Annotated in this window: 14 protein-coding genes; all 14 read right to left on the reverse strand. The window is 63.6% G+C overall.

From position 1 onward, the window contains the following. Positions 1 to 36 precede the first annotated feature (36 nt). The gene (locus GNX95_RS35920; protein WP_163512262.1) at positions 37 to 615 is read right to left on the reverse strand and encodes a hypothetical protein; all 579 of its coding nucleotides are present in this window, start codon (positions 613 to 615) and stop codon (positions 37 to 39) included. Positions 616 to 633: 18 nt separating this feature from the next. Continuing rightward, positions 634 to 1656, reverse strand: coding sequence for a WXG100-like domain-containing protein (locus GNX95_RS35925; protein ID WP_484489526.1), 1023 nt, complete (start codon positions 1654 to 1656; stop codon positions 634 to 636). 3 nt (positions 1657 to 1659) lie between these two features. Further along, entirely contained in the window at positions 1660 to 1944 is a 285-nt protein-coding gene (locus tag GNX95_RS35930) for a WXG100 family type VII secretion target (protein ID WP_163512264.1), read from the reverse strand. Positions 1945 to 1976: 32 nt separating this feature from the next. Continuing rightward, a complete protein-coding gene (locus GNX95_RS35935) occupies positions 1977 to 2408 on the reverse strand; it encodes a YbaB/EbfC family nucleoid-associated protein (RefSeq protein ID WP_163512265.1) in 432 nt (143 codons plus the stop codon). Between the two features lie 36 nt (positions 2409 to 2444). Further along, positions 2445 to 3059, reverse strand: a complete 615-nt coding sequence (locus tag GNX95_RS35940) for a hypothetical protein (RefSeq protein WP_163512266.1) — start codon at positions 3057 to 3059, stop codon at positions 2445 to 2447. 11 nt (positions 3060 to 3070) lie between these two features. Further along, entirely contained in the window at positions 3071 to 3475 is a 405-nt protein-coding gene (locus GNX95_RS35945; RefSeq protein WP_163512267.1) for a YbaB/EbfC family nucleoid-associated protein, read from the reverse strand. 63 nt (positions 3476 to 3538) lie between these two features. Beyond that, a complete protein-coding gene (locus GNX95_RS35950; protein ID WP_163512268.1) occupies positions 3539 to 4597 on the reverse strand; it encodes a WXG100 family type VII secretion target in 1059 nt (352 codons plus the stop codon). 83 nt (positions 4598 to 4680) lie between these two features. Beyond that, positions 4681 to 5805, reverse strand: a complete 1125-nt coding sequence (locus GNX95_RS35955; RefSeq protein WP_246281944.1) for a S8 family serine peptidase — start codon at positions 5803 to 5805, stop codon at positions 4681 to 4683. 59 nt (positions 5806 to 5864) lie between these two features. Beyond that, on the reverse strand, positions 5865 to 7031 hold the full coding sequence (locus tag GNX95_RS35960; RefSeq protein WP_163512270.1) for a hypothetical protein: 1167 nt from the start codon (positions 7029 to 7031) through the stop codon (positions 5865 to 5867). Next, positions 7024 to 7644: a hypothetical protein gene (locus GNX95_RS35965; RefSeq protein ID WP_163512271.1), complete on the reverse strand. Its 621-nt coding sequence runs from the start codon at positions 7642 to 7644 to the stop codon at positions 7024 to 7026. The genes GNX95_RS35960 and GNX95_RS35965 overlap by 8 nt, the downstream gene beginning before the upstream one ends. Positions 7645 to 7770: 126 nt before the next feature. Further along, on the reverse strand, positions 7771 to 8064 hold the full coding sequence (locus GNX95_RS35970; RefSeq protein ID WP_163512272.1) for a WXG100 family type VII secretion target: 294 nt from the start codon (positions 8062 to 8064) through the stop codon (positions 7771 to 7773). 40 nt (positions 8065 to 8104) lie between these two features. After that, on the reverse strand, positions 8105 to 8422 hold the full coding sequence (locus GNX95_RS35975; RefSeq protein ID WP_163512273.1) for a WXG100 family type VII secretion target: 318 nt from the start codon (positions 8420 to 8422) through the stop codon (positions 8105 to 8107). Between the two features lie 109 nt (positions 8423 to 8531). Continuing rightward, the gene (gene eccCa, locus GNX95_RS35980; protein WP_163512274.1) at positions 8532 to 12500 is read right to left on the reverse strand and encodes a type VII secretion protein EccCa; all 3969 of its coding nucleotides are present in this window, start codon (positions 12498 to 12500) and stop codon (positions 8532 to 8534) included. 194 nt (positions 12501 to 12694) lie between these two features. Then, positions 12695 to 13249, reverse strand: a complete 555-nt coding sequence (locus tag GNX95_RS35985; RefSeq protein ID WP_163512275.1) for a hypothetical protein — start codon at positions 13247 to 13249, stop codon at positions 12695 to 12697. Positions 13250 to 13346: the final 97 nt, after the last annotated feature.

Genomic DNA, 13346 nt, shown 5'->3' on the forward strand with positions numbered 1-13346 from the left:
TGGCCCCTCAGCCACACCGTGAGAGGCAAGCAGCACTCAGCCGACCGGCGTCACGGAATCGCGATCAAGTCTCATCGCTGCAGCGAACTCCAGAATGACCGCACCGGCCGGAGCCGAGCCTTGACACAGCAGGGTCAGATCAGGCCGATCCTGATCCTTTGCCAACGCGACGATCGCACCTGACCTCAGCACGACCACCGCAACGAGCAGATCCCGGTCGTCCTGCGCGACCTTCTCGAACAGAAACGGAAAGCGGTTGACGCTCGCCTTCACCTCGGCGATCGGCCGGTAGTCCGACCAGTCCCAGATGGACAGGTCCGCCGCGGTGAATGCCGAGACCGGCCACGGCCGGAAGTCCTCCAAGCTTTCCACGACCCGGTTGAGGAAGAACCGGAAGTCCGCGTCCGGAATACGCTGGTCCGGCACCAGCTGCGCACCTGAAGCCAGGGCCGCACGAATACCCTCGAGCTGAACGGCTGGCGGATCGCCGAACATGCGACTGTCTATCATCGCCCGAGCAATCTCGTCCGCAACGTGGCGATCGTGGATGTCTCGAAACTGCACGGCGTACAGAATGCGTTGCACGATAAGCTGCCAGTTGACACTGTCGGACATCATCTCACCTTAACGCGACTAGCCAATGGACACCGAATCCGGGACGATGCCGGCGGCTTTGAGCCGGCTCAGAGCCTGGTTCGTGAACTCCGGCGCTGGTTTGTAGTGTCCGCTTCGGTCGGTCAGCTCGACGAGTTTTCCATTGCGTACGCTCAATTCGCCAGCCGACGCGACCGGCTTACCACCCAGGAAACTGGAATGGTGAAACTGACCAGGACTGTGAAAGTTCGACGCATAGAGGTTGCCGTCTTTGTCCATCACGAAAATAGCCTTGCCGCCGCCGCTGTGGGCCGAATGACCGAGGCTCGTGTCGAACGGATTCCCGTTCGCGTCGTACAGTTTTCCATCCTTGGTGAACAGCCGGAACTGCTGTCTTCCCGCGTCGTCGAGGTAGTGGACCTGACTGCCCGGCCACACCTTGTTTCCGGGAAGGTGCTCGCCGGCGTAACGCGAGTCCATCGCCGTGGTCTTGAACTCCTTCTTCGCGAACTTGAACTTCTTGAAGAGCTTGCGAAGATATTCGGCCGCGTGCTTGAAAAGTCTGACCACACCGTCGCGGATCATCTTGATAATCCGGCTCATCACGGTCTTGAGCGCGACCCTGGTGGCCGCGATGTTCGGCGGAATGCTGGCGAGCGAGGCACCCAATGTCTCGATCGCGGCAGCGATCGCGATCGCGATACGAATCGCCAGGAAGATGAGCTGAACGATAACAATGATCTTGAGTATCAGCACGATGATCGCCGCCACGATCAAAGCCGCGCCGATCAGGTACGCAGCGACGACCCCGTCCGACATCGCCTGCTCAGGCCCGTCCTCAGCCGTCCACGAATTCTGGAAAGCCGTTATGTCGCCACCGGTGTTCTGCGTCCACACCGACTGCGCGTGACCACCGGAAGTCACGACGGCTGTCTCCAGCTTTCCGGCGAACTCGAGCCAGTGCTGGCCAGCCTCGAACAACTTCTCCTCGTCGGCCTCCGGCCAGTTGAAGCCGACCAGATTGAGGACCTCGACAAGCTCACCAGGAAGTTGCAAGCCCACCGTTTACACCGAAAATCCACCGAAACCGAGCTCATTGCCGGTCTCGGTCGCCTCGTGGTTGTTCGCCGCGTACGTCACCTTTGCGCCGTGCATGTCAAGCGTCTCCGCAAAAGATGCGTACGTCTGCAGTGCGATGTCCATAACCTCCGTGTACGCCGCGCCGATCAGGCTGCCAGCCTCGTCACCGCCCCACGGCGACCCGTCACCGGTCACCTGCGCCGCCAGCGTCTGCACATCCCGCGACAACGTCCCGCCTGTGTCGGAAATCCCACGCGCGGAGGACCGCATCCACTCTGGCGTAACGTCGAAACCGCCGCTGGTCATCGCCGCTGCTCCAGGCGACGTACGATGCCTTCGAGCGCCTCGCCGAACACGTCCAGCTGCCTGCTCGCATGCAACTGAGTCTCATCGAGCCTGTTCCCCAACTGGCCCGGATCAACCACCGGCAGACCTTCGGCGGCCACCTGCTGCCGCGCAATCGCCTCGTCCTGCGCCTTCTGGACAGCCTTCGTCAGCTCCTCCGCGAGGGTGTGGCTGTCCAACCGCATCGCCTTGGCGTCGATCGTCAGCTTCTGCAGTCGGCCTCCTGACGCCACCTCCGCGCGCACCAACTCGTTGGCCGCCGTCGCCGTGACCGGAGCCGTCTCGGCTTTCCCTCCTGGCCGTACCTCACCCAGCCCGGCCAACGCCTGCCGGGCTTCACCCAGCAGCCGATCGATCTCGTTCGCCCCAAGGCGTCCAAACTCTGACACGTCCAGGATGATAACCGCCTGCGGCCAACGCGCCGCCTACTCATTGCGACCTGGGTCACCGATTCGGCCGACCCTAGCGTCCAGCATCGACAAGATCGGTTGGTAAAGGTCTCGATTGACCAGGTCGACTCTGACAACCAGAGGCGCGCCAAAGACTCGTTGGTTGAGGGCCATTTCATGCTGGGCGGCCGGTAGTAGACCTTTGAACGATGTGCTGTCGGCGGGATACAGGACGAACATCCTTCGACCTTTGCTGTCGAGAGTCTGCCTCCAGCGTTCGATGTCAGTCCAACTCAACGAGACATCGTATTCCGGCTTGCCAACTTCGGGTGCGAGTCGAGCGCGTTCCTTCGCCGTCGCGGGCCGCAGCCTGATCGCCACTCCGCTCTGGTCGAACCTGGCGACCGGCAACGCGGCCCATCGATGAATAAGACGACGTGTGATCGGACCAGTCAAGGCGAACAAAATCGCTCCGACGACCGCCAGCGCCACCAAGAACTCGAACCGCCCTCTTGATACGACGAGAGGTACACCAACCACGAGGAGGAGCACAAAGACAAGCGTCGGCCAGATTTCCGGGAATCGCCATCCGATGAGGCGCCAGAGCGTACGAGGCGACTGCAGCGTGACAACCGTTTCATCACTACTCATCGAAGGCCGCCTTAGCGCAGCTGACGCATAACGTGATCGATCGTTGACTGCAGATCCTTGCTCTGGCGCTGAAAATCTTCCATAGCGCGCGCGACGACGCCACTGCTGTCATGACGCCTGGCGAGCTCGAGTGGATCGACATTGGAGCCCAGGCCGCCAATTGTTTCCGTTATCTTGTGAGCCACGTCGTCGATTGCGGCCGTGACCGCTTTCATGAGCTCCTCACTCAACGCTTCCGAACCCAGCCGCATTGCCCTTGGATCGATCTTGATCTCTGATGGCTTGCCACCGGGCTTCACCCGAGCGGTTACAAGTCCATCAGCCGCTTCGCCGCTGCCTTCCAGGTCCGCGAGAGGCATATGTTGACGCGACAATTTCTCGATCTGCTCTCGAGCCTGTCGCATCGCGTCGTCCATATCTGCCGGATATCCCGTTGGCATCTTCGGTTCCCTTTCAACAAGCATTTGACATAAGTGCGCTCACCAACTGATGACGAACTCCTGCAGGTCAGGAACACCCTGCTTTCCTGAGTCGCTCAAGGTGAAGGAGCTCAGCGCGCTAAAGACGGCTTGGATGACCGCTCCGGCAGCGGCCGCTATGCCGGCGACTACTCCGACACTCGTGCTGGTTGTTGCGCTCGTCGCCGTTCCTGCTTCAACCGAAGCGGCCTCTGCCTCAGCAGTGGTCGGAGGAAATGCCTTGAAAGGCAGCAAACTGATCAGGAACGTGAGCAGCGGCAGCGCGAGCTTCGCGAGGAAGAGCCAGAGCACAACGAGTGCGCCAGCGAAAACCCGCAACGCCGTTCCGATGATCTTGAGGGAGTCCGCTGCCTGCGTCAATTCGGCGCTGACCTTGTTCATCCAGTCGGTGAACTTGTTGACTGCGTCGCCTTCCCAGCCACCTCGTGCCAGGACGACCTGAGCGTCGAATCGCTTGACGATATCCGTGGTGAGAGTGCTCGACGCAGTCAGAATAGTGTCGGAAGCCGACCAGATGCTGTCGATCCGTGCGAGGCACGTCCCCAGCGCGATTGCCGCGACGATGCAGGTCGGTTCGAGCGCGGAGCACACCCCCATGATTGCCAGGATCGCTATCTGCGCCTCAAGTGCCAATCCACCAGCGACACCGATAGCCGTTGTCGGATCCACCGAGCTTCCAATGTCTGTTGCCGTACGCACGATGCCCGTATCACCGAGAGCGTCTCCATACGAATCCTCGTGGTACTTTGTGCCAGCCGAAAACCCGCGAACGTGAACATTTTCGACACGATCATAGTTGTTCGCGGCCGTCGTCAGGTTCGACCCGATCTGGTGGAACAGGCTGACTCCAGCGGAAAGATTTTTAATGAGATAATCCATTTGCTGGATGTAAGCCGCTTCAAGGAAAGAGAAAGCCGCACCGAAACCTGGCGCGTCGATCTGCGAACCGTTGGTCAAGTTTGTAACGATCTCCTGCAGATCTTTCTTCAGTTGGCCGTCCAGAACTCCAGCTGCGGAACGCAGATTATTGGAGTTTACCTTGTATCCTCCGCCACCCATGAAGATAGCCCTTCGTTATACTCTGGCTGCGGAACAGCAGCCGGCCACAAACGAAAGTCGCGTCGTCCGTGGCCGTCGGTCGGTCACGAGCTGTTGCGTCCCTGCCTTCCCCGTGCACTAGCCACCAGCACGATCACGACAACGAGAACAATCAAGAAGAGAACTGCACCGAAGATCGCCAACCCAATGGGGTTGATGCTGATGCCGAGCCCCTCGGAGCTGGTGTGCGAATCCGATGACGATGGCTGCGCGGACGGCTGGCCCGATGCGCTGGCCGGCGCACCGAGCGGGTTACTGGAAACCTCAGGCACGGGCGCGGTCAAGGCGCCGATGACATTGACCGTGCCGTAGCCGAAGTACTGATCACGACCTGGATCGCCTTGATCCTTCGCCGTCTTGATCAGCCGATTGATGACACTCGGCGCATTAAGACTCGGGTATTTGGACCGAATAAGTGCCGCGACACCAGAAACGATCGCCGTCGAGTTACTCGTACCATCCGAGACCAGATATCCGTTGTCACTTGCGGCCCGTGGCACTGGCGCGATGATCCGATATCCAGGCGCGGCGATGGCGACCTGCGGACCACGGCTCGAGCCCGACCAGAAACTCGCCGATTTGTCCGTCGCAGAGACCGCGACAACGCCGGGGATGTTAGCTGGAGAGCCAACAGCCTGACCCGTTTGTTCGACATTTCCCGCACCGGCCACAACTACAGCATCATGCTGCTGTGCATATCGGACTGCGTCGACCAGTGCAGGCGGTGGAGTCTCGGGGGCTGCGACGGAAAGGTTCACCACCTTCGCACCGTGGTCGACCGACCAGCGAAGGCCATTAGCGATGTCGTCATCGCTTTTCACCGCGACAGGAAGAATCTTTGCGCCAGGAGCGATGCCCAACATGTCGTTCTGGCCGCCACCCTGCCCGGCGATGATTCCAGCCATCGCGGTGCCGTGACCTTTGGTCGTATCGCTGTCGGTAAGACCGTCTGGGCTTGCTGGAACGCCGAACTCAGTGCCCTGGAGAAGGTGTCCACGCAGGGTCGGTGTCGTTCGGTCTGTTCCAGTGTCGAGGACGGCGACGATGACCCCATCACCACGACTAATCTGCTGGGCCTGCGAAATCCTCAACGCGCCGATATGCCACTCAAGACCGCGAACCGTGTCGGCGCTGGCCGGCGTCGGTGTCACGAACATGAGCGCGGCCACACCGAGCAAGGCCATTAGCCTGCTCGCTAGGTGGCCACCTTTGTTGCAGCGAGTCATAACTAGGCATTCCCGCCGAGGACAGGCGGAGCCGCGTCAGTGCCTTCGCCCCAGACGTCGTCGTCCTCCTGCAGCCAGGTCGAGCGTTCATCACCGCCGTCGCCTTCTTGACCATGTCCGCCACGCCCCAAGAGACCTGCGCCTCCCCGACCGGCTCCTCGTCCCGCTCCACCGGCACCGCGTCCAGCCCCGGCGCCGAGCGGCAATGCACCGAAACCAGCCGGACTCACCGCTTTGCCGAGCGCTCCGCCTCCCGGGATTCCGCCGCTGCCGAGCCCACCAGAACCCAGCCCTGACCCGCCGCCGAGCCCGGCCGTACCGATGCCGCCTCCACCACCTGCCAGTCCGGAGCCAGTCGGCAGATGACTGCCACCGCCCGTCGGTGTGTGCGTGGTGGGGAGATGTGGCGGGGTGCTCGGTGGATACGTCGGCGTCGTAGGTGGATGTGTGGTCGTCGGTGGATGTGTGGTTGTCGGCGGAGGTGTGTTTGGCAGATGAGTCGACGGTGGCTTGGGGGTCTTCCCGAGGTCCGGGCTTCCGGTGCTCCCTGGTGGGGTGGCACCACCTGTGAGGTCCGGCTTTTCTGTGTGGGTATCGACGCTCGACGGTGGTGCCGCTGCGCCAGGTGCGCCGTCGGAGGTCGCGCCGGTCTTCTCGACCAGCGGGTCGTAGATGCGGCGCGCGTCGTCGGTTTGGTCGTTGAGCCAGTCGGTCAGGCCCGCCAATGCGTCGTACGCGAAGTTGTGCTTCACCGAGAGCTCGAAGAAACCAACCTGGATCTCGGCATGCGAGTTTCGTGCGGCGAGTACGTCCGGGAGTGCTGACGCGGGGATCGGCATCTCGCTCTGGGCCTTCGTCAGATCCGACGCAGCGGTCGACAGCGTCTGTACGATGCCGGCCCCACCGGGCCCGGTTCCTTTGTTGGCCGCCTGGATCGCCGTGTCGATGTGCGTCGCGATCGTCTTGATGTGCTTGGCCCAGGCGTCGTAGCCAGGCCCGCTCCACACCTTGTTGTCCTTGAGGTCGGTCACGTTCTTGTTCAGGTTCTGGACGACCGAGTCAAGGTTGGCGAGCAAGGTCTTCCAAGCATCGCTGGCCGCCGTGATGTCACCAGGCCGCCCCTGTACGACGACCTGGCTGACCATGGTCTCCCATGGAACGTCAGACATCGTATCCGCTCCCCGAGGTTGAAGACGACGTTGACGACGTCGAGGTCGTAGACGAATGACCGTTCTTGTTGCTGGCGTCAGCGAACGCCTTGTCGATCGCCGCGGCATTGGCCTCGTTCAGGTCTTCACCGCTCTGGTAATTGCTCTTCAGCTGTCCAGTCGCCGTCGCCGCGTCCTGGAGCTCCGGCATCACCTGTTCGTACATCTTGATGAAGCTGTCGTAGAGCGACTTGTGCTTTTGCCAAAGGGTGCTCGCTGACGAGAAAGTGCCGAAGTGAGAGTTTTCCTGCGTACGACCGGTCAGCTCAAGAAACTCTGGCATCTTGTTGTACAGGCCGTTCAGATATGTGTGCATGTCGTTCAACCAGGTGATCGTCTGGTCCAACGACGTCAGGTCCCACTGCGACGGGTTTTCCGCGCCCCCGAGGTCCTTCGACACGTTCTTTGACTTGTTGCTTCCCACGGTCAGCGAAAACCCACCGTAGAGCGTCGGCCCGCCGAACTCGTGATGCTCGATCGTGGTCTCGCCGCCATGATGCGTGACCGTGTCATGACTAAACGCGCCACCGGCCGGTCCACCGGGGCTCCAGTCGTCCTTGTCACCTTTGCCCATGGCACTTTCCGCCTTTCACCGGCGTGCGCTCCGCGGCGCAGTCCCCGTTCGTACGTGCAGAGTCTTCAATAACACGATGGCCCCGGCCCATGGTGGGGCGGGGCCATCGACACAATGCGATCTGGTTCAGCTGAAAGTGTTCTTGTTCGCCGTCTCGACAGCCTTGTAGTTGTCGTTGGCCGCGGACACCGAGGTGCCGATCGCGTTGAGAATGTTGGCCATGTCGTTGAACTTCTGGTCGACGATGCCCTGCTGCGTGTGGTACGCGGTGGACGCGTCACCGGTCCACTGGCTCTGGAAGTTCTTGATGAACGTCGTCAGGTCGTTGAGCTGCGTGGAGATCCGGCCCCACGCGAGCTTGATGTCGATGTGACCCTGCTCCAGGATCGCGTATTCGACTTTGGTCTGGTCGCCAGACATGGATTGTCACCCGTTCCTTGAGGTCAGTCGATAAGTCGGATCACTTGACGTTCAGCGAGCTGAGAATGTTCGAGAACGTCGCCTGCTCGTTGTCCTCGGACGCGTCGTACGTCGCACCGACCTGCTGGAGCAGATCCGCGATGTTGTTCAACGCGTTGATCAACTGAACGGTGTCGTCATTCCACCGGGTCCGCACCTCGTGGAACTTCGCGGCCGCCTTGCCGGCCCATCCGCCGTGCATGGCGTCCAGCTTGTTGGCAAGCTGGTTGAGCTCGCTCTGCAGGTCACCAGCAACCTGTCGGACATGGTTAGAGGCTGACGCGTGCGCGCCTTGTTCATAGGCTTGGCCGCCGGCCATGGTCCACCCCGTTCCCTCTCGTCAACTGGCCGTCCACCGGCCCCAACGGAACTGAGAGTACCCGAATGGTGCAACCCCACGTGGAAAGTTCTCCACAGGGGAGGACTCATCACGAATCAGGCGGACAGTAGGCCAGCTGCACCAGCTGTACGCCATCCTTACGACGCACCATCGTGCCGCGGCCGGGCGGCTGTGTCGACGGCCGTACGTTACCCATCAGCGGTCCCTCGTCGCGGCTGCCGGACATCACCAGGCCGGGACTGCCAATCTCCTTGATTCGCTGGATAACCGGCTCGTAGATGGCCCGTCCGGCGCCACCGGACCGGCGCGCGATGATCAGGTGCAGACCGATGTCGGTCGCTTGCGGGATGAACTCCAGGAGGGCTTGGACCGGGTTGCCGGACGGTGTGACGACCAAGTCGTAATCGTCGATGACGACGTAGAGATCCGGTCCTTTCCACCAGCTGCGCGTGCGCAACTGCTCGGCGGTCAGATCGGGTCCCGGCAGCCGTTGCGTCATGGCTGTCTTGACGTCGTTGACCATTGGCTGGAGTGTCGCGCTCGACGCCGCATAGCCGATGACGTGTTCCGTTTCCACGGCTCCGAGCAGACTGCGTCGATAGTCGGCGATGAGGATCCGTGCCTGGTCCGGTGTGTAGCGCTGGACGAGGCCCTTCAGCACGTGCCGCAGGAATGCCGACTTGCCGCATTCCGAGTCGCCGAAGACCAGGAAATGCGGATCGGTCTGGAAGTCCAGCATCACGGGCTTCAGCTGAGCTTCATTGATACCGATCGGCAGGCCGGCCGGGTCGTCCGGCGGCGGGATTTCGGAGACCTGCAAGAGCGTCGGCAGCAGACGTACGGCCGGTGCCGGCGCGTGCGGCCAGGCTTCACGCATGCGGTGTACGAGATCCGCGACGCCGTCAGTGAGGTCTTCGGAGGAACGTTTCCCGTCAATACGCGGCAGCACACCGAGAAAATGCAGCTTTCCCGGCGCGAGGCCGCGGCCCGGCGAGCCGGTCGGCACATTCTGCGCGGTCCGCCGGTCGATCTCGGACTCGCTGGCGTCGCCCAGTCGCAGCTCGAGCTTTGTGCCGAGCAGGTCGCGGATGTTCGTGCGCAGCTCCAGATAACGCGCGACGGAGATGACGACGTGTACGCCGTAGCCGAGACCTCGAGCGGCGATCTGCGTGATCGTCTGCTCCAAGTCCTCGTATTCCTGCCGTACGGTGCCCCAGCCGTCGACAACCAGGAAGACGTCGCCGAACGGATCGTCGGTGATCTCACCGGCGGCGCGGCGGCGCCGGTAGGTCGCCATCGAATCGATGCCGAGCTCGGCGAACCGCTTTTCGCGCTCGTCCAGGACCGTGGTGACCTCCGCGACCACTCGGCGGACCACCTCGGCCTCGGTACGTGCGGCCACGCCACCGAGATGCGGTAGTCCGCGCAGGCCGGCGAACGTGCCGCCACCGAAGTCCAGGACGAAGAACTGCACCTCGCGAGGGGTATGCGTCAGCGCGAGCGATGTCACGAGGCCGCGCAGCATCGTGCTCTTGCCGCTCTGCGGACCACCGATGACGGCGACGTGACCGCCGGCGCCGTCGAGTGGAGCCCACATCGTGTCGCGTCGCTGGTCGAAGGGCCGGTCGACGATGCCGACAGGCACGGTCAACCTTCCCAGTCCCGGCCAGCCGGCCGGGCAGAGGCCGCGGTTGGGGTCGGTGCTGAGGGGTGGAAGGAGGTCGTCCAAGGTCGGCGGGTCATCGAGCGGCGGCAGCCAGACCTGGTGCGCTGGCGGGCCCTGGCCGGTCAGGCGGCGTACGACGACGTCCAGCAAGGTCTCGCCGACTCGGTCCTCGTCGTCGCCGTTGTCGGCATCCGGCGTCTCGTCCGGGCGCGGCACCTCGACCGGCGCCAAGGTGTACGGGACGACCTGTTTCGCGGCGGCGGCGACGCGACCGGCGGACGGGGTCTCGCCGGGAGCGTGGTACGCGCCGGAGACGTACGCCGCGCGGAACCGGATCATCGTCTGCGTGTCGATTTTGAGATAGCCGTGGCCAGGTGCGGACGGCAGCTCGTACGCGTCCGGCACGCCGAGCACGATCCGTGACTCGACGGCGGAGAAGGTGCGCAGGCCGATCCGGTACGACAGATGCGTGTCCAGGCCGCGAAGTTTGCCTTCCTCCAGCCGCTGCGACGCCAGAAGCAGATGCACGGCGAGCGACCGGCCGAGCCGGCCGATCTGGACGAAGATGTCGATGAAGTCGGGTTTTGCCGACAGTAGCTCGGAAAACTCGTCGCAGACCACCAGCAGGCTCGGCAACGGCTCCAGATCGGCGCCGGCCAGCCGAGCGCGTTCGTAGTCGCGTACGGACGAATAGTTGCCGGCCGCGCGCAGCAGCTCCTGACGGCGCACCATCTCGCCGTTGAGCGCGTCCTGCATCCGGTCGACCAGGTGCAGCTCGTCGGCCAGGTTGGTGATGACGGCGGAGGTGTGTGGCAGGTTCACCAGCGGCGCGAAGGTGGCTCCACCCTTGAAGTCGACGAGGACGAAGTTCAACGTCTCGGACGAGTGCGTGATGGCCAGGCCGGCGACCAGCGTACGCAGCAGCTCGGATTTACCCGAGCCGGTCGCGCCGATCAGCAGGCCGTGCGGTCCCATGCCTTCCTGTGCCGACTCCTTGATGTCCAGGTCGACCGGCAGGCCGTCCGGACTCAGACCGATCGGGATCCGCAGCCGCTCGCGGTTGGGCCGCGGCCGCCAGGTCACCGCCGGCGTCAGCGCGCCGACCTCGCCGACGCCGAGCAGGTCAGGCAGCTCGGTGGCGACCGACAGAGGTTCGTCGCCTCCGCTCGCCTGGCTCATCCGGTACGGCGCGAGCTGGCGCGCCAGGCCGTCGGCCTGCGACCAGGACAGCTGATCCGGTGCGCCGACGGAGGACGCGCCGGTGCGGCTGACGATCGACACCGTCGGCATGCCTTTACGGTCACGCTCCAGGCGCAGCACCAGCGTCGACCGCGTCACGTCGCGCGGCACATGGCCGGACATGTCGATCACCGTGGCGCCTTGCAGGCCGGCGCCGACCAGCTGGCACTCCGCCGTGACCTCGCCGCCGTCGAGCACGACCATCAGGTGTGGCTGGTCGGTGACGTGCGGGTTGTTCGGCGAGTGGCGGGACCGGCCGGCCAGCAGGTCCTCGAACTCCGACTCCAGCTCCTCCAGCGTCTCGGCGACCCTCCGGCCGGGACCCGCCGCGTCGCCGGCACCGGCACGCAACGCGTGCGGCAGCCACTTGCACCACTCCCAGTCGGCCCACCGGTCGTACGGCGAACAGATCGAGACCCACAGGTCGTCGGGCGAGTGCAGCGCGGCCGCCTGTGCGAGCATCGAGCGTACGAAGTCGGTCGCCAGCTCGCGGTCGCCTTGGACGATGATCCGGCCGAAGGCACGGATCGAGAGGGCCACCGGCAGGTCCGGCACGGTCGTGTGCGTGCGGACAAACCGGCGCAGCGCGATCGCCGACATCGGCTCGAGGTCTTCGACCGGCTTGGTCTCCGGCGTCACCAGCTTGACCGCCAGCCGCTGCGGACCGACGGCGATCCGCAGCTCGCCGAAGTCGTCGTCGGTGACCCGGCGTTCCCACAGCCGGCTGCCGGAAACGACCGACCACAACGCGTCCGGCGCCGGATGCCGCCAGGTGAGCGAGGCCCGCTGCTGCTTGGACGCGCGGCGGACCTGCCGGCGTACCTGCGCCAGATAACGCATGTAGTCGCGGCGCTCGGCGTTGAGCTCGGCTTTCTCGTCGGCTCCGCCGCCGCCGAAGCTGCCGAGCATCGCGCCCAGCATCGACACGCCGAACAGGCCGCCGGCGATGTAGGTGATCGGACCGCCGCCGCGGCCGGCGTAGAGGAAAGCGAGCGCGCCGGCGCCGGCGATCGCCGGCAGAATCTGCAGGAACCGGCCGAGGCTCTTGGGCAGCTGCTCCGGCAGCTCGGGTGGCGACTCCAGCAACACCTCGCCGCGGGGCATGGCCGGCCCGTTGCGGCGAGGAGGACGGCGAAAGAGAACGGTCGCCATCGAGTCAAGCCCCCGTCCAGTCCGTACTGTCAGAGTGATGCGTGGTCACACGCCTCTGGCCATGTTAGGTAGTCCGTACACGATCAGGAATCACCAGGAGGCCCTCGGCCCGCCAGCATCATCGCAGAAAGCCGGAGCCGCAGAGCGTTTCTCGTTTTCGTAGCTGATTCGCCAGCTCTTCGTCCGAGGACACATCATGATGTCTCGCCGTCGGGAAACGCCGGGGTACGCACAGGTACGGAAGTCCATTGCCGCAGGTCCTCGACGAAGGACCGAATATCCGTGTCAGCACCGCTCAGCTCGCCAGCCCAAATCCTTCCGGCCCGGCCGGTCGAGCGGCCAACGGCCGATGTGCGCAGGTTGACCAGGACGAGAAATCTGTCTCGCGGCCCGGAAACAACGTCGATGCTTTCGAGATCTGACCACGCCAGTCGCAAATGGCGACCCAGCCGATGCGCGACGACGACTCCGGAAGCGGAAAAGGTGCTCGCTCCAAACTGGCCGGTGCTCATGTACAGGACGACCGACAGGAGAGCGATCAGGCCGCCGGCGACAACCAAACCGATCCGTATCGACCCGATGAAGGTGAGGATGTCGTTTGGACCGCGCGCCGGGCCTCCCGACGCGCCGACCACGACCGAGACGATGCCGACGATCGCAGCGGCTATGCAAAAACCCGCCAGCCCTGTCGCTCGAATTGACCGGTGACATACAACGATCTTGTCGGCACCCCGATCGGAGCTGTTCATCGCCACTCAGCCCTTTGGCTCACGGTAGATGGAGGGGCTCTTGTAGTGGATCGTCAACTTCTGGAAGTCCTCACGGTCCGCTCAGGTCGTACGGCTT

Source organism: Fodinicola acaciae, from assembly GCF_010993745.1.
Lineage (GTDB): Bacteria > Actinomycetota > Actinomycetes > Mycobacteriales > HKI-0501 > Fodinicola > Fodinicola acaciae.

Excerpts from the sequence above, each read along its gene's own strand:
- GNX95_RS35920 (WP_163512262.1), bottom strand. The coding sequence starts at position 615 with ATGTCCGACAGTGTCAACTGGCAGCTTATCGTGCAACGCATTCTGTAC.
- GNX95_RS35930 (WP_163512264.1), bottom strand. The coding sequence starts at position 1,944 with ATGCGGTCCTCCGCGCGTGGGATTTCCGACACAGGCGGGACGTTGTCG.
- GNX95_RS35940 (WP_163512266.1), bottom strand. The coding sequence starts at position 3,059 with ATGAGTAGTGATGAAACGGTTGTCACGCTGCAGTCGCCTCGTACGCTC.
- GNX95_RS35945 (WP_163512267.1), bottom strand. The coding sequence starts at position 3,475 with ATGGACGACGCGATGCGACAGGCTCGAGAGCAGATCGAGAAATTGTCG.
- GNX95_RS35950 (WP_163512268.1), bottom strand. The coding sequence starts at position 4,597 with ATGGGTGGCGGAGGATACAAGGTAAACTCCAATAATCTGCGTTCCGCA.
- GNX95_RS35960 (WP_163512270.1), bottom strand. The coding sequence starts at position 7,031 with ATGTCTGACGTTCCATGGGAGACCATGGTCAGCCAGGTCGTCGTACAG.
- GNX95_RS35965 (WP_163512271.1), bottom strand. The coding sequence starts at position 7,644 with ATGGGCAAAGGTGACAAGGACGACTGGAGCCCCGGTGGACCGGCCGGT.
- GNX95_RS35970 (WP_163512272.1), bottom strand. The coding sequence starts at position 8,064 with ATGTCTGGCGACCAGACCAAAGTCGAATACGCGATCCTGGAGCAGGGT.
- GNX95_RS35975 (WP_163512273.1), bottom strand. The coding sequence starts at position 8,422 with ATGGCCGGCGGCCAAGCCTATGAACAAGGCGCGCACGCGTCAGCCTCT.
- eccCa (WP_163512274.1), bottom strand. The coding sequence starts at position 12,500 with ATGGCGACCGTTCTCTTTCGCCGTCCTCCTCGCCGCAACGGGCCGGCC.
- GNX95_RS35985 (WP_163512275.1), bottom strand. The coding sequence starts at position 13,249 with ATGAACAGCTCCGATCGGGGTGCCGACAAGATCGTTGTATGTCACCGG.